Source organism: Pseudomonadota bacterium, from assembly GCA_039028155.1.
GTDB lineage: Bacteria > Pseudomonadota > Alphaproteobacteria > SP197 > SP197 > JANQGO01.
In genome coordinates, this window is record JBCCIS010000048.1 from 23997 (window position 1) to 40208 (window position 16212).

Here is a 16212-nt window from a genome sequence, read left to right on the forward strand (position 1 = left end):
AGTGCGGCCATGACCCGTCCAGCCCCGGAGAACGTCACCAAAATCACCTGCGTCGGTTCCGGCACCATCGGCAGCGGCTGGGCCGCCTGGTTCCTGGCCCAGGGCAGGGACGTCACCATGACCGATCCGGCGCCGGACGCTGAAGCCAAGGCGCGCGTCAACGTCGATCAGGCCTGGCCTTATCTGGAGGAACTCGGCCTGAAGCCGGGCGCTAGCCGCGAGAGGCTTTCTTTCGAGCCGGATCTCGCCAAAGCCGTCGCCGATGCCGAGTTCATCCAGGAAAGCGCGCCCGACCGCGAACAGCTCAAGATCGACCTGTTCGCCGAAATCGATGCCGCCGCGCCCGCCGACACGGTGATCGCCAGCTCCAGCTCTGCCTTCCTGCCGACCAGCCTGCAGTCAAAGTGCGGGCGCCCCGAGCGGGCTATCATCGGCCACCCTTTCGTACCGTCTTATCTGGTTCCGCTGGTTGAAGTGGTCGGCGGTGAAAAGACGGCGCCGGAGGTGCTGACCTGGTCGCATGCGTTCTATGAGGCCGTCGGCAAGAAGGCGATGACGCTGAAGAAGGAGATCGAAGCCTACGTCGCCAACCGGCTGCAGCATGTCATCTTCGAGGAAGCATCAAGCCTGGTCGCCCAGGGCATATGCGACTTCGAGGATATCGATACGGCGATGAGCTACGGTCCCGGCATGCGCTGGGCTTTTGCCGGCCCGGTCATGTGTTATCACCTGGGCGGCGGCAAGGGCGGTGTGCGCCACATGATCGACCACTTCGGCTGGACCGGCAAAGAGGAAGACAAACAGGCGCTGATTGCCTCGGTCGATGCCATGGTCGGCGACGCATCGGTCGAGACGTTGGAGGCATGGCGCGACGCCAATTTGGTGGCGATGCTCAAGGCCTTTCAGCCGTCACCGAAATCCGACTGACACCGCCTGCTTTGTCGGACGACGGCGACCACGCGCTAAGGCAGTCCTGGCAGCGCGGTACGCCTGCGCTGGAGGTGGATGACGCCCGGCTTGCCGACGCCATCGCCGCGATTGTTCCCGGCGCGCGGCTGCGTTCGGTCACGCCGTTATCCGGTGGCTTGGCCAACACAAACCTTCATCTATCGTTTGCCGGCGAACCCGGCGATCTGGTCTTGCGTCTATACCAGCGCGATCCCGGGCAGATGATGAAGGAAGCAGCGATCGCGGCACGTTTGGATGGACGGGTTCCTCTCGCCGACTATCTGCATGTCGAGCCCGATCCCGAGCGGCTGGGGGCGCCGTTCGCCCTGTTGCGCTGGATCGACGGCGTCACGCTGGACAGTATGTTGCCGCAACTTGAGCAATCCGAGCTCGATGCCCTCGGCGAGACACTCGGTCGACTGCTGGCGACGATGCATGGCGTGCGCTTCGGCCAATCTGGATTCCTCGATGGCGATCTCAAGGTCGTCGAAGCCTTTTCGCCCGGGGGCGCGGGCCTGATCGCCTTTTGCGCCGCAAATCTGGCCGACGAGTTGGTTGGAAAACGTCTGGGGAAGGCCCGATGCCGCGAACTCATGGCCTATGTCGAACGACACGCGGGCAGGCTGGACCACTGGCAAGGGCCGGCATGCCTGACCCATGCGGATTTCGGTGGTTCGAACATCCTGATCAAGCAGACGGACGGTACGTTCGACGTTGCTGCCATACTGGACTGGGAGTTTGCCTTTGCCGGTTCGCCGTTCTTCGATCTCGGCAACCTGACTCGCCCTCCACTGGATGGGCGTCCATCGTTTCTGGTGTCTCTGGAGCGGGGCTACCGGACCATCGACAGCAGCCTGCCCGATGACTGGCAGGCGTTGTCGCGTCTAGTCGATCTGACCGCCTGGATCGACTTCGCGGGCCGCCCGGCCGTAAGCCAAGCCGTGCTCGACGACGCCATCGCCACGATCGACCGCACAATCTGTGCTGTTCAGGGAAGTCTGTAGACCGACGTCTCCTCCGGCGGACCGTCGGTCACCACGCGTCCAGTCTCGGCCATGTGGATCAGGTGGGCCAGCACGGAACGTCGCGCGGCCGGATGTAGGCGTGGATGCACATCGGCGTACATGGCCTCCACCATGTCGGCGATGGTGTGGGTGCCCGCCTCGATCTGCGCTATGATCTGGGCCTCGCGCGCCTGGCGATGATCGATCAGGGCCCGGACATGGGTCTCAGGGTCGGTGATGGCGGGTCCGTGGGTCGGGTAATAGACCCGATCGTCGCGGCTTAGCAGCAGATCCAGGCTCTTCATGTAAGCCGCCATGTCGCCGTCCGGCGGCGAGACGACGGTGGTTGACCAGCCCATCACGTGGTCGCCGCAAAACAGCGCGCTTTCCTCGCGTAGACAGAAGCTCATGTGGTTCGACGTGTGGCCCGGCGTGAAGACGGCCTCAGTCGACCAGCCGGCGCCTTCGATGACATCGCCATGGCGGACCTTATGGTCCGGGGCGAAGTCGTGATCGGCGCCTTCCTCAATGACGATGCCGGGTTCCGGCCGCCCGGAACCGTGCGGGCCGAAGGCCCAGGTCTCGGCGCCCGTCGCCTGTTTCAAGAGCGCCGCCCCCGGCGAATGGTCCATATGGGTGTGGGTGACCAGCTGGTGGGTAACGGTCTCGCCGTCGAGCGCCGTCAAAACGGCATCAATGTGCTTGGGATCGGCGGGTCCAGCGTCGACGACGGCGACCTCGCCGCGGCCAATGATGTAGGTGCCGGTGCCGTGATAGGTGAAGGCCGAGGCGTTGTCGGCGACGACGCGGCGTATCTGGGGCGAGCACGACGTCACCGCGCGATAGGTGACGGTCTCTTCATGGACAAACGGTATGGTCGACATGGGAAGAGACTAGTCGCCTGAGCCCGGCTTCGCCATCCCGCGACGGCGGCTTCTCGTCAAACCCCAGTGGCGAACCTAACCGGCGAGCACCGTTGGATCGTCATTCCCCCGACTTCGTCGCCTCCAGGATGATCTCGATCTCGACATCGGGTCCCACCATGCCGCCGCTGGGACCGATGCCGAAGGCCAGCCTGTCGGTTGTCGTCACACCCTCGGCAAAGGCGCGCCCATCTCGGATCTCCAAGGAAAAGGGCAATGTCAATGGCTGCTCTTGTCCCGCGAGTGACAGCAAACCGCGCGCCTCAAAAGCGTTCTCGCCGGTCTTGACGAAGTCGTCGGATGTGAAGGTGGCAAAGGGGTGTCCGGCCGCGTTCAGGTAGTCCGGCGAAATCGCCTGCTCGGTCACGCTGCCGATGGTGAGACTGCCGATATCGATCGTGACGACGACGTTCGCAGCCTCGAGATCGTCCGGGTCAAACGTGATCGCCGCGTCCCAGTTCCCGAACGTCCCGTTCAGCGGCGATCCCTGCATCGTGGGCCGGATGTTGATCTGGCTCGATTGCATGTCGACGATCCACCCCGTCTCCGCGGCGTCAACTTGACCGATGTCGGCCACCACCGAATCCGTGCTGCGTTCACCGATTTCGTAGACAAGAACAACAGCGGCAGCGAGAACCAGGAACGACAACGCCGCCAGCAACGCGGGACGCCGCGCAACCGGTGTTTCCGGAATGTCTTCGGCACTGGCTTTGTACATGCCGGGGATCATGCGCCGCAGTGTGCCGTCGCGATCGACAACGGCGTGCTTCAACGCGCCGCCGATATGCAGCACGAGCGCGAGGCCCAACAGGATCACGGTGCAGGTGTGGGCGACGCCAAAGAAGGATGCGAGATCCGGATCCTTGGGAATGAAGGGCAGGTCTTGTGAGAATGGCCACCAGATGGGCGCAAGGCCTTCGGTCGCCGCGTGGTACAGCCAGCCTGTAACGGGCATGACGATGATGGCGCCGTACAGGATCCAATGGACGGTTTGGGCGGCAAAGGCCTCTAGCTTCTTGTCGGCGTTGAGCAGGCGCGGGTGCGGCTGAACGCTGGCCCAGATCACCCGGATCACGGCGAGGACGAACAGAGTGATCCCTACCGTCTTGTGCAGAGAATAGACAATGAGCTTCCTGTCTGCTTGTGCTACCGAGTCTTCAGGCAGCTCCTGCATGAGCAGACCAAGTGGAATGAGCGCCAGGATCAGAACGGCAATCGACCAGTGAAGGAGCTGCGCGACGAGACCGTAGGAAGCTCTCGTGTTGTTCAGCATCATGGCGTCACCTGCCATCGAAAAACGGCGGCCGAGCATGGCGATACGGCCGGACGCCGACACCTCGATCAGAGGTGTCGGCGATCTCTACACGTATACACGTTGCGAAGCGAACGGCAACGCGACGGTGATCAGTTGCTTGCCTTCATTTCGGTATCAATCCAGATGGAGATCGGACCGGTCGAGAACTCGCCAACCCCGAACTCCATGTGGTCGATCTCTGTCACGGCACTGAAGGCGATCCACTCACCACCGTAGTAGTCCATGAATTCGCCAAGCGGATGCGCGCCCAGATGTGTGAGTGTGGTTGTCAAAGTTACCGGCTTGGTCACGCCGTGGATGGTCAGGTTGCCCTCCACATCGGCTGTGTTCTCGCTGGTCTGCGTGATCTTCGTGCTTTCGAACGTGATCTCCGGATAGGTGTCGACCCCCAGGAAATCGCCGCTGCGAAGATGGTCGTCAAGGTCGGTAACGCCGGTCGAGACGCTCGACGCGTCAATCGTCACGGAGACACTGGACGCCTCGACATCGTCGGGATCGAGAACGACTGTCGCGTCGACGGTCGTAAACTCGCCGTGCTGGTTCGAGACGCCGACATGGCTCCAGCCGAAACGAACTTCCGTGTGGCCGGGATCTGCTTCATAGGTTTGTTCGGCCAACGCCGATACCGCCGGAAAAGCAACGACGAACGAAAGGGCCGCAAGACCCAAATCTCGAGATACCTTCATTCTAACCTCCCAATTTCAAACGTTGATCTGCTACGCACCGATGACGTTCTTCGCCACCCAGGCAATTCAGCGCTCGGCGTCGCGCCGGTATCGGCACCTCTTCGCGAACGGTTTGCGTGGTGCGTTCCACTCCTCCTGTTTGGAGCGAATGCGAAGACCGTTGATCACCAAGCTCACAGGGTGCGGAAGACTTCCGTTCGCATATCTGGCCTCGAAATCAAGACCATGAACCCTTGGGATCCCTAACAATCTGCAATCGGCAGCATCCTAGGCGGGCCCAGTTGGCGGTCGAGTAACATGATGGTGAGGCCGCGTGAACGGCGATGGCGATCAGGGCTCGCCGCGCACGGGCCTGTTGTCGATGGGTGGAATGTTGGCGAGATAGGCGATCAGCGCGGCCGCATCTTCGTCGCTAAGCGCCCTGGTAGAGTTGCGCACGACCTCGGCCATGTCGCTGCCGACCGCGTCGCCGTCCGGCAGCAACCCCGCGCGCAGCAGCAGCATCATGTCGAGCTCTGACCATGACCCGATGCCGGTCTCGATGTTCGGCGTGATGTTGGGCACTAGGTCGCCGTCGGGCCCGTTCCCGTTGCCCGCCAGATAGAGGTCGGTGTCCGTGCCGCCCAGCCAGGTGCGCGGCGTGTGGCAGGCGCCGCAATGACCGAGTGCATCGACCAGGTAGCGCCCACGATGCCAGGTCTCGTCGCGCTCTGGATCGGCGGCTTCGGGCCCAGGTTCGAAATAGAGCATGCGCCAGAAGAACAGCAGAAAGCGCATGTCGAAGGGGAAGTTCAGATCGTGCTCGCTGACCGCGTTGTCGCTGGCCGGCTGCGCCATCAGGTAGGCATAGAGGTCGGCGACATCCTGGTCCTCCATGCCGGTGAAGTAGTCATAGGGAAACGACGGGTAATAGGTCGTACCGTCCGGCCCGATACCGTCGCGCAGCGCGCGATCGAACTCGGCAAGCGTCCAGCCGCCGATGCCGTGTTCGGGGTCGGGGGTAATGTTTGGCGTCACGAACGAACCGAAATCGGTGTTCAAGATACGCCCGCCCGCCAAGGGCGCCCCGTCATTGGCGGAGTCCGTGTGGCAGCCCAGGCAGCCGGCCAGTTGGAAGACATACTCGCCGCGCTCGGCATCGCCCTCGGGCAGATCCTGCGCCCATGCAGCTGGGCCGGCGATTACCAGGGAAATCCAGAAGACGAAAGCGACCCCGCGTGGCCGCCCGCGTCCCACGCACTTACGCAACGATGAGCTAATCCAGCTTTTGGCGGAATGTCTGATGACACCCTCCACAACCTACGGTGCTGAGGACCTCAAACTGGGCGCTAATCGCGTCTCCATTGCCGTTATCGGCGAGTTCCTTGAGCTTTAGCGCCTCGAATTCCAACGCATCGGCTTCGCCGAGAAACTCATTCCACTTCTCCCAGATTACCGGCTTGGCACCGGTCTCGGGATCTGTGATATCGGTCAGGCTGGTGCCTTGGGGGTAGAGATCAGGGATGTCGATGGCGTGCTGGGCCAGCGTGGCGGCGGCTGCGGAGACGTCTTCCAGGGTGCCGACGCCGGCTTGAGCATATCCGCCAATTGTCCTCATCGCGGTGCCGTTCTCTTTCATCCTTGCCTGGCGTTCCTCGATGATGGCACCGGGGTCCTGAGCTTGCGATATCTCTCCTGCCAAAACCAGACTCCCAGCCGCGAGCACGGCAGCAACGGACAGCATTCCGAACGAGCGAAATCGCATGGTCTAATCCTCCCCGGATCGAGCGCATTTTATTGGTGTAGGCCGACTTTCAGGTTACGTGTGCCAAGGCGGTAAAGCTATCACGTTGGCGTGAAAGCGGTTGATTACGCCGGACCGATCATGGGGCGGACGATCGAAACGAGGATGCCGCTTGGATTAGAATTTCTAGGGATGGTTACGATTATTCCTCATTTGCGAGATCGCCTGGTGATGCCTAGGTTAAGCGTACTCCGCCGATTCCATGATGTGCTTAGTGCGACCGCGAATGCCGCCTCGCGATGCCTAAGATAAACGAAACTAGGAATACGGCAGTCGAGGACACTCAGTTATGACGACACAGATCGTCACCGCCAACCGTCTGGATGACGGTGCGGTGGTCTATTTGAGCGCCGACGGACGATGGACCGAGACGGTCGGTTGTGCCCGGGTTGGAAACGGTTCGGACGAGGCCGAGGACTTGCTCGCTATCGCCGGCCACGCGGTCGCCGACGGCCTGATTGTCGAGGCCTATCTGATACCGGTGACGGTTGAGAATGGCGTCGTTTGCCCGGTCCACATCAAGGAAGTGATCCGCGCCAACGGGCCGACGACCCGATTGGATTTGGGCAAGCAGGCGAGCACGCAGACGGCCGCGGCTTAAGACAACCGTAGACAGGGAGCGGCAATGTACCGCTACGACGAATTCGACCACACGCTGGTGGCGGAACGGGTCAGCCAGTTCCGTGGCCAGGTTGCGCGCAGGGTCGCCGGTGAATTGACGGAAGAGGAGTTCAAGCCGCTCAGGCTGATGAACGGCCTCTATCTGCAGCTCCACGCCTATATGCTGCGCGTCGCCATTCCCTATGGCGTCTTATCGTCGCTGCAGATGCGCAAGCTCGCCCATATCGCGCGGGTCTATGATAAGGGCTACGGTCACTTCACCACGCGCCAGAACATCCAGTACAACTGGCCCAAGCTGCCCGACGTGCCGGACATCCTGGACGAGTTGGCCGAGGTCGAGATGCACGCCATCCAGACCAGCGGCAACTGCATCCGCAATGTCACGGCCGACCAGTATGCCGGCGTCGCCGGCGACGAGATCGAGGACCCGCGCATCTATGCGGAGATCATGCGCCAGTGGTCGACGCTGCATCCGGAGTTCTCGTTCCTGCCGCGCAAGTTCAAGATTGCGATCACCGGCGCGCCCAACGACCGGGCCGCGGTAAAGGTGCACGACATCGGCCTGCGCATGGTGCGCAACGAGGCCGGCGAGCCGGGCTTCGAGGTGCTGGTCGGCGGCGGTCAGGGCCGCACGCCGATGATCGCGCATACGGTGCGCGACTTCCTGCCCATCCGTCACCTGCTGAGTTATCTGGAAGCCATCCTGCGCGTCTATAACCAGCTCGGCCGGCGCGACAACAAGTACAAGGCGCGCATCAAGATCTTGGTCCATGAGACCGGCGCCGAAAAGTTCACGGCGATGGTCGAGGACGAGTGGGCGCAGATCAAGGACACGCCGCTGGCGTTGCCGGAAAGCGAAGTCGCGCGCATCAAGGCCTATTTCGCGCCACCGGAGTACGACACGCTGGATGACAACTCGCCGGAGTTCGACGCCTGGCGCGGCGGCGATCGCGACTTCGATCTGTGGGTGCGCGCCAATGTCGCCGAACACAAGGTGCCGGGTTACGCGATCGCCAACATTTCGCTGAAGCCCATCGGCGGCACGCCCGGCGACGCGACGGCGGATCAAATGGAGGCCGTCGCGGATCTGGCGGACAGGTTTTCGCTCGGCGAAATCCGCGTCAGCCATGAACAGAACCTGGTTCTGGGCGACGTCAAGAAGCGCGACCTCTATGCGCTGTGGCAGGCGCTTAAGACGCACGATCTAGCGACGGCCAACATCGGCTTGATCTCCGACATGATCACGTGCCCCGGCCTCGACTACTGCTCGCTTGCCAACGCACGTTCAATCCCGATCGCGCAGGAAATAAGCGAGCGGTTTGCCGATCTGGAACGCCAACACGACATCGGTGAGTTGAAGCTCAAGATCTCTGGCTGCATCAACGCCTGCGGCCATCATCATGTCGGCCACATCGGTATTCTGGGTGTCGACAAGAAAGGCGTCGAACACTACCAGATCACCCTTGGCGGTAACGCCGACCAGAACGCGGCCATTGGCAAGATCGTCGGACCGGCATTCTCCGGTGACGACGTGACCGACGCGGTCGAGACCATCGTCGAGACCTATCTGGACATTCGCGCCGACGGTGAGAGTTTCCTGGATACCTATCAGCGCGCCGGCCTGGAGCCGTTCAAGGAGAGGCTCTATGCCGCTCATTAAGGACGGTGAACTGATCGACGACCCTTGGCTCCGGGTGGCCGACGATCAGGACCTGCCCGATGGTCCCGTGATCGTCTCGCTCGAACGCTGGCAGGCGGCCGGCGATGACGTGGCGGCGCACAACGGCCCGCTCGGTGTTGTGCTGGCGAGCGATCAGTCGCCGGATCTGATCGGTGATGACCTCGGTCGCTTCGATCTCGTCGCGCTGGACTTTCCGGCGTTCACGGACGGGCGCGCCTATTCCTATGCGCGTCTGCTGCGCGAGCGCTTGGGCTTCAAGGGTGAAGTCCGCGCCGTCGGCAACGTGTTGCGTGACCAGGTCGCGTTCATGGTGCGCTGTGGTTTCGATGCCTTCGACATGGCCGACGTCAATGCGGCCGAGGCGTTCAGGCAGGCTCTCGCGGAGGTCTCCGTCACCTACCAGCCGGCTGGCGACGCGCGCCGTCCCGCCATGGCGCTGCGTCAGAGCTAGATGATATCGCCGTTTGGCGTCTGTCTCTAAGGCGACGGAGCCGCAGGAAGCAGAACGTCAGCGGGGCAACGTGAGTGCTCGGGAACCTCGTCGGCCGGGCAGTCGACGGGATCAAAGCTGCCGGGCTTCAGACACAGCCACAAGCCGTTCAGATTAGTGCTGTTCTTGTCCTTGTCGTACGTACAACTGAGCGCCGGTGTTGCACCATAAGCTTGGCTGACTGCGTTGCTGACCGACGACGCGGTGATTGTGGCTGTGCTATCGGGAACGATGCCTGCCGCGTCGAGTACCTTGCCGATGTCATACCTGTCGTAGAGGCTGAGTGCTTGCGCGAAGTAGTCATGCTGGGAGCCAATGTTGGTGTCGCAGACCGTCGCGCAGATGCCGTGTTTTTCCCACTCGTAACGCCAGAAGGAGTAGTCGTTGTCGACAGCGCTCTTGGCGTCGGCACTGGTTGATCGAGCAACCCCAAGGTTCGGCCAGGCAGCGGTCAGCTGAGGAAGCAGTCCGGCGAGCGCGTCGCGTGAAAAGTCTGCGCCTTTGCAGTGCCGTGGGTAACCGCCAGGAGTCAGGCTGCTGGGCCACAAACCGTGAATGCTCCAGGCATTGTCAGGTTTTGCCTCAAGGCACGTGTCTTGTGCATCGGATTTTAGCGTTAAGCACTGCGATTCAGGCCAGGTCTGCGCAAGAATGTAGACATCGAAGCTCCCACATTGCGATGCCGCTGCCACCCTCTCGCTCATCAAGGCCGTGACTGCGATCGCTAAGGCGGTCACGGCCAGCATGCGGGCAACCGGGAGACTTGCGGGCGACAGATGCCAGTTGGTTCGGGTGCCGGGCCGGCCCTGTCGGAAAGTTCCAAAAACGTTCAATACTCTCTTTGTCATGCGATAGACCAGTCTTTGGCCGTGTTTGCCAGATTGCGATAGACTAACCTGAAACAGTGGGGTTCTCGAAGCGCGACGATCGCGCTTAGCGTCGTGGGAGGCACGTGGTCTTTGTCTGACCTGCAGCGTTCATGACTGGGAGTAGGTCAGTCAATGCAGAGGATTGAGCGTTGGTTCGCATCGGCGGCCGAAAAACAGGAGCGCATGGTAACGCTCTACCCCTGCCTTCTTCGCAATAGACTCCTTCCTTACTTCATCTTCCGTCTTCGCTATCTCTTCACACTGCGCGTCATCTCGTTCGCCGTTCATGTCGCGGAGTTCTTGGTGCTGCTCTCCTATGCGCCAAAACTAGCGGTGATCATTGTCGTCGTGCTGCGTGCGGGATCGCCGCTGGTCCGCGGGGCGTGGTGGGGCGCGATGGAAGTATTGCGCGAAAAGCTGCGTGACCTCTCCGGACACAGGCACAAGACGGAGGCCGAACAGGCGATCGCCAACTGGCTTGTTCTTTCCGTGATCTTGGCGGCACTGGTTATGTTGGCGGGGTTGGCCTGGTTGACCTGGTCGCTGTCGCAAGCGTCCGCCAGCGACCATGTTGTTGACATCTACATCGTCTTGATCGTGGCAGAGCTGGCCTTACGCATTCCGGTTCTGACACTGCACTCCGGCATCTATGCGACGCGCCGGGTCTACCGGCCCCTGATCTCCATTCTACTGCCGACGCTGTTGCAGGCCGCGATCATTGCCGCCCTTTTTGGGCCCCTGAAAGAAGGCTCTTTGATCGTCGCCATCATTGCTGGCTCGGGTTTTTCGCTGGTCATCAGCTATATCTACATCAAGAGAATGTACGAGATCGTCGATCTCAGACCGACACTTCAACAAGGCTTACGGCATTTCGGGCGCTTTCTCGCCGGTTTGCCCGTGGCCACGCTGATGTGGTCGACGGCGGCTGGTTTTCTCATCCGCATCGACAGTCTTCTGGTTCTGATCTTGGTCGGGCTCGAGGATATCGCCGGCAACACGATCGACCTGACTGCCGGTCATCCGGAATGGAACACCCCCGATCTTGCGGTGCTTCTCTATATTATTCTGCCGGCCATCCGCGGATCATATGAGTGGTCGATTTTGTTTTACTTCGATCTCGTGCGACTGCGCCGCGCCATCGCGCTGCACAATCTTGCCCATGTCTTCATGGCCAAGCTTGTCTTCGCCGCAGCGATCGTCGGGCTCTTCTTCTGGCTTCTCGCGGCCATCGTCTTTGTTCTCGGCTTCCAAGACATACCCATCGCATTTCTTGTTGCGATGCTGCCATTCTTCTTGGTTCGTTCATGGCTTGCGGTGTACCAGGTGAGAGCCTATGCCGACCATCGGTATGCGACGGTTTGCATCAGCATGATCGTCATTCTGGCTGGCGTTGTTCTCATTGGCACCGGAGAGTTGGCCGACATCGGGAGTTTCGCCGAACTCAAGATCTGCTTTCTGATCTCGCTGATCGTCCTGATCATCGCCCAACTCTGGTATGACAGGCGGGAGATCAAGCTCGCTCCGCTTCTGTCACTTGGAGACTGGTGCAAAAGGCTGACACACGAACCCGGCGAGGTCACCGCCGGCACCCTGGAGATCGCGAGGTCGGCGAGCGATCGCGACAGACTGAAGCTTCGGGATATGCTGACGGAAAGCCTGGAAGATAGTGGGCATGGCGCTTGGCGTGATAAGCACTGTCTCGTTTACTTCTATCGTCACGGCGCCGAGGCTTCCAACCGGTTTGATCCCCGCACGTTGCTCGACGAGGCCGCTGGTCTTGTGAACCGCCTGCGGTCGACAGGCGAGATACCGGTCAAGGGAAGGCGCGCTCTCGCCATCATGCGTGAACGTGGCCTTTTGCCATCCGAACCGGATGCCAGACTTGATACATCGGGCCTGGTGGCGGCGTTTCAGGAGATGTTTGAGAGTAAAGGTGGTCTCATGATCGACTTGTCATCGCCCTCGCGGGCCAAGCTCTCCGCTGATTTGGACAGGGAAACCACGTCATCGGCCATTCCGACGGCAGTGCGCGCGTTGGGTTCGGGAGCGACCTCGTCGCTGTGCGGATCCTATCGTCTGTACCCCGCCTTTCTTGATCAAAAGCTTCACGCCTTGTTCTTCGTGCCCGGCGACACCAAACCGGACGTCCTCAACTCATGGAAAGAGAGGATGAACGACTGGTCGTTGTCTCAATCAAAGAGAGATGCCAGGGATTCGTAGAGATGGACAAGCGAGCACTCAATCTCGACGACATCATCGGCGACCCGGACTTTTACGCTGACGCCATCAAGAAGATCTTCAACAAGAAGAACGAACGCAATCAGGCCTTCATGGAAGCGCAGGACGGGGTCAGCTACATCGGAACCTTTATCCTTCATCGTGGTTTGTCGCGCGCGCTCGCTAAGACGGTCAGCAAAGGCGAATACCGCTTCTCTCCGGTCAATCTCTGGTCTCTAAGACTCGGCAACAAAACGCGTCAAGCTCATCGGTCCAAGTTCACCGACCAGATTGTCGGGTCGGTCGTCTATCGCGTCGTCTCGAACAACGCACAAGTGATGGGCATGCCGGGCCTCTACTCCTATCTGCCAGGTACCAGCAACTACGCGGCCATGAGGGACTTTGCCCGTTACGTCCGCGACCATCGGCGTGACAGGAAGGACCCACGCCAGCGTGGCTTGTTCGTCCTGCAGTCGGACTTTGAGAAGTACGGCGATAACCTTCCGGTTCATCCCGACGCCTACATCTGGACTGTACTGCGCGATGTTCTGGGCATTGACGGCAACGACGACATATCTGACACCGCGTGGAGTCTGGTCGAGGATCTTGTCCGACCGACCGTTCGCGATAGCGATGGTTTCGACTTCACGCGTCTTTACGGTATTCCGATGGGCGTGCCGATTGTCCCAATCGTCAACAATCTGGCGGCATCGCCGCTCGACGAGCTCTTCTCGCAATGGGACGGCGCCTTCTATGCAAGGTTCAACGACGATTTTCTCTTTGCGCATCCGGATCGATCGGTCTTGTCGGAGGCTGACGAAAAGGTCGAAGAGCTGCTGGAACCTTTGGGTGTTCGTCGCAACAGGAAAAAGAACATCTTGAGCTACTTCAATGGCGCGGGCCGACAGTGCCTCACAGACCCTCAGTTCCGTGGATGTAGCCGTATCGACTTTCTTGGTCTTTCCGTCTCGTTTGACGGCACGATAGGACCGGGTCCCAAGCGCATTGCGCGGCTCATGACAGAGGTTTGCAAGCGCCTCGATCGAACGGGTCGCGTCCTGGACGGATTGCCGCTGGACGATCGAACACGTCACCTGGTGAATGTGACCAACAATATGCTGGCGCCGGATCATGTGTTGTCCGTGCTCAGCGTAAAGGGCATCTTGCGCGACACGACAGATCGCAATTGCCTGCGGCAAATTGACCACCGCATCGCGATGAAGCTTGTGCAGGTCGCCACGGGCCGAACTGGTGCAAGGGGGTTCAGACAATTGCCCACCCGAATGCTGCGGCAGCGGTACGGATTGACGTCCCTCGTCCAGCGGCGAAACGCCATGTAACGTCATGTCCTGCGTTCGACCGTTCCCGTATGGCACGCGAATGGTGGAAGGTACTGGCCCTAACCAGATCAGCCTTTGCACATGGACATGATCTGTTGGGCAGCATTGGTTCTCTCGTCTTCGGACGCAGAACAGTCTGGCGCAATGCTGGGTTGGTGCGGTCACAGCACGGCTGGTGCGATCCGTCAATCAGGCACGCCGTTTCAGTCGTTGAGAGGCTTTGAACACAGCGACCAGGCGGCGCCGTCGGCGCTCACCTTGCTTCACAGAAAGACCGACCTCGTGATAATGATCAAGGGGAAAGGGTGCAGACCCTGCTTTACCAGCAGTTCGGACCTCGTTGTTCAAAGGGGCTGCGGCCCTCGAAGAACGATTTTCTTTTTACTACCTGCACCCTTTCTCCATCTTTCGCGAAGCGTTCCGCACAAGCTGTCGCGGTATTCAGGCCGCAACGGCAAGCGCCATGATTTCAGACCTGTATTGCTCCGCCATGGTGCCCGGTCAGGATCAGTGACGACGTCCGGGCTCGGTGCGAAGAAACGCGCCAAACGGCCTGGAAGACGTTTCAATGACTCAGGTTGGAGCTGTGTCGACGCTCACATATCGCTCGCCGCCGAATAGGTTATATTAATCATTCCATCGGCTTGGGGATCATGGTGGGGCGCGATATGGACCAGACGTCGCCGCGGGTCGCGGTGCTGATACCGTGCTACAACGAAGAGGTTGCCATTGGCAGCGTGGTCGACGACTTCCGCGCCGCGTTGCCGGATGCGGCGATCTATGTCTACGACAACAACTCAACGGACCGCACTGTTGACATCGCGCGAGAGCATGGCGCGGTCGTCCGTTCAGAAACCCGTCAGGGCAAGGGCCATGTCGTCCGGCGCATGTTCTCTGATGTTGAGGCGGACATCTATGTGCTGGTCGACGGTGACGCGACCTATGATGCCGCGAGCGCGCCGGAACTCGTCGCGAAACTTCTAGGCGACGGCCTCGACATGGTGTCGGCGTCCAGACGCCAAGTCTCCGAGGAGGCCTACCGGCGCGGCCACGTCTTCGGCAACAGGATTCTCACCGGCCTCGTCGCTCTGCTGTTCGGCGCGCGCCTTAAGGACATGCTCTCGGGATATCGCGTTTTCTCACGCCGCTTCGTAAAGAGTTTCCCCGCCCTTGCGCGCGGTTTCGAAATCGAGACCGAGCTGACGGTACACGCGTTGTCGCTACGCATGCCGATGGCGGAAGTCGAGACGCCCTACCGCGAACGCCAGGAAGGTTCTGACAGTAAGCTCAATACGTGGCGCGACGGTTTCCGCATTCTCATGACGATCTTCCAGTTGGTGAAGGAAGAGCGTCCTTTGCCGTTCTTCCTGTTGACCGGCCTTGCCCTGGTCGTGCTCTCACTGATCATCGGCTCGCCGGTTGTCGCTGAATTCTTGAGATCCGGAACCGTTCCCAAACTGCCCAGTGCCATTCTTGCTACGGGCTTGATGTTGCTGGGTTTTTTGGGTTTCACCTGCGGCATGATTTTGGACACGGTGACCCATGGGCGGTTGGAGATTAAGCGTCTTGCCTATCTGCGGTACCCCGGGCCGCAGAATTGACTGATCGCTCGATGCCGACCGCCGCTCTGTCCGGCCAGTTCCTGCGCTTTTGCCTGGTCGGCGGCATCGGGTTTGTCGTCGACGCCGGCAGTTTGTGGTTGCTGATCGACTATGGCGGCATGGGTTTGCTGAGCGGGCGCGTCGTCTCCTATCTGATCGCCGCGACGGTGACGTGGGCGTTGCATCGGCACTTTACGTTTCCTCATGGGCGCAACAGCCCAAAGGGACGTCAGTGGGTCCGCTTTGTCGTGGTGAACGCTGTCGGCGCCGGTATCAACTATGGCGTCTATGCCTTGCTTGTCCTGAACATCGCTGCCTTTGCGCAGTGGCCGGTGCTGGCGGTCGCTGCGGGGTCGGTCGTGGCGCTTGCGTTTAACTTCCTGGCCTCGCGGCATTTCGTGTTTCGTGTCTGATCGGCTGACCATCACCGTGGCAGGCCTTCTGCCGTTGGTCTTCTTCGGCGTCTTGCTGGCTTTTGGTGGGCTTCAGGTGCTGGACGGTGTGCTGGCGGACTCCGATTGTTATGTCCGCTTGATGCGGATCACGCGGCTGGTCGAGACCGGTGCCTGGTACGATGGCTTTGAGCCGCTGTTGAACGCGCCCGATGGCCTGGTCATGCATTGGACCCGGCCTTTCGACGTCTTGATGCTGGCGGGCACGTTGCCCGGCATGCTGGTCACCGACTTCCAGACATCGCTGTTTTGGTGGGGCGTGGTGATCAGTCCGGTGTTCGC

At 60.7% G+C, this 16212-nt stretch carries 16 protein-coding genes; 10 read left to right on the plus strand and 6 right to left on the minus strand.

What is annotated here, in order from left to right; genetic code table 11:
- The first annotated feature begins 9 nt into the window (after positions 1 to 9).
- Positions 10 to 927 carry a 3-hydroxyacyl-CoA dehydrogenase NAD-binding domain-containing protein gene (locus AAF563_20105; GenBank protein MEM7123589.1) on the plus strand — a complete coding sequence of 306 codons (918 nt, stop codon included), beginning with the start codon at positions 10 to 12 and terminating at the stop codon, positions 925 to 927.
- Entirely contained in the window at positions 864 to 1952 is a 1089-nt protein-coding gene (locus tag AAF563_20110; GenBank protein ID MEM7123590.1) for a phosphotransferase, read from the plus strand. Before AAF563_20105 ends, AAF563_20110 begins: the two co-directional genes overlap by 64 nt.
- Here AAF563_20110 and AAF563_20115 read toward each other — a convergent pair.
- The 5 genes from AAF563_20115 to AAF563_20135 all read right to left on the minus strand — a co-directional run bounded on the left by AAF563_20115 (position 1937) and on the right by AAF563_20135 (position 6620).
- The gene (locus AAF563_20115) at positions 1937 to 2836 is read right to left on the minus strand and encodes an MBL fold metallo-hydrolase (GenBank protein MEM7123591.1); all 900 of its coding nucleotides are present in this window, start codon (positions 2834 to 2836) and stop codon (positions 1937 to 1939) included. The two genes, AAF563_20110 and AAF563_20115, sit on opposite strands and share 16 nt — an antisense overlap.
- Positions 2837 to 2936: 100 nt before the next feature.
- Complete coding sequence (locus tag AAF563_20120; GenBank protein MEM7123592.1) at positions 2937 to 4151, minus strand: cytochrome b/b6 domain-containing protein; 1215 nt, start codon at positions 4149 to 4151, stop codon at positions 2937 to 2939.
- A gap of 128 nt (positions 4152 to 4279) precedes the next feature.
- Positions 4280 to 4876: a YceI family protein gene (locus AAF563_20125; protein ID MEM7123593.1), complete on the minus strand. Its 597-nt coding sequence runs from the start codon at positions 4874 to 4876 to the stop codon at positions 4280 to 4282.
- 330 nt (positions 4877 to 5206) lie between these two features.
- Entirely contained in the window at positions 5207 to 6124 is a 918-nt protein-coding gene (locus tag AAF563_20130) for a cytochrome c (GenBank protein ID MEM7123594.1), read from the minus strand.
- Between the two features lie 7 nt (positions 6125 to 6131).
- Positions 6132 to 6620, minus strand: a complete 489-nt coding sequence (locus tag AAF563_20135; GenBank protein MEM7123595.1) for a cytochrome c — start codon at positions 6618 to 6620, stop codon at positions 6132 to 6134.
- A gap of 328 nt (positions 6621 to 6948) precedes the next feature.
- On the opposite strand from AAF563_20135, the gene AAF563_20140 reads away from it, so the two are divergent.
- Genes AAF563_20140 through AAF563_20150 form a run of 3 tightly spaced genes read left to right on the plus strand, consistent with a single transcriptional unit; the run spans position 6949 to position 9412 of the window.
- On the plus strand, positions 6949 to 7260 hold the full coding sequence (locus AAF563_20140) for a DUF2849 domain-containing protein (protein ID MEM7123596.1): 312 nt from the start codon (positions 6949 to 6951) through the stop codon (positions 7258 to 7260).
- Between the two features lie 24 nt (positions 7261 to 7284).
- Positions 7285 to 8940 (plus strand): nitrite/sulfite reductase, encoded by a 1656-nt coding sequence (locus AAF563_20145; protein MEM7123597.1) that lies wholly within the window; start codon positions 7285 to 7287, stop codon positions 8938 to 8940.
- Positions 8927 to 9412 (plus strand): DUF934 domain-containing protein, encoded by a 486-nt coding sequence (locus AAF563_20150; GenBank protein MEM7123598.1) that lies wholly within the window; start codon positions 8927 to 8929, stop codon positions 9410 to 9412. Before AAF563_20145 ends, AAF563_20150 begins: the two co-directional genes overlap by 14 nt.
- 26 nt (positions 9413 to 9438) lie before the next feature.
- On the opposite strand, the gene AAF563_20155 is transcribed toward AAF563_20150, so the two are convergent.
- A complete protein-coding gene (locus AAF563_20155) occupies positions 9439 to 10197 on the minus strand; it encodes a T2 family ribonuclease (protein ID MEM7123599.1) in 759 nt (252 codons plus the stop codon).
- 255 nt (positions 10198 to 10452) lie between these two features.
- Between AAF563_20155 and AAF563_20160 the strand changes: the two genes are divergently transcribed.
- The 5 genes from AAF563_20160 to AAF563_20180 all read left to right on the plus strand — a co-directional run.
- Positions 10453 to 12540 carry a hypothetical protein gene (locus AAF563_20160; GenBank protein MEM7123600.1) on the plus strand — a complete coding sequence of 696 codons (2088 nt, stop codon included), beginning with the start codon at positions 10453 to 10455 and terminating at the stop codon, positions 12538 to 12540.
- A gap of 2 nt (positions 12541 to 12542) precedes the next feature.
- Positions 12543 to 13877 carry a hypothetical protein gene (locus AAF563_20165; GenBank protein MEM7123601.1) on the plus strand — a complete coding sequence of 445 codons (1335 nt, stop codon included), beginning with the start codon at positions 12543 to 12545 and terminating at the stop codon, positions 13875 to 13877.
- A gap of 668 nt (positions 13878 to 14545) precedes the next feature.
- Positions 14546 to 15478 carry a glycosyltransferase family 2 protein gene (locus AAF563_20170; GenBank protein MEM7123602.1) on the plus strand — a complete coding sequence of 311 codons (933 nt, stop codon included), beginning with the start codon at positions 14546 to 14548 and terminating at the stop codon, positions 15476 to 15478.
- Positions 15479 to 15489: 11 nt separating this feature from the next.
- Entirely contained in the window at positions 15490 to 15891 is a 402-nt protein-coding gene (locus AAF563_20175; GenBank protein MEM7123603.1) for a GtrA family protein, read from the plus strand.
- Positions 15884 to 16212, plus strand: a 329-nt coding sequence (locus AAF563_20180; GenBank protein MEM7123604.1) for a hypothetical protein, incomplete at its 3' end; no start/stop codon positions are given. The genes AAF563_20175 and AAF563_20180, both read left to right, overlap by 8 nt.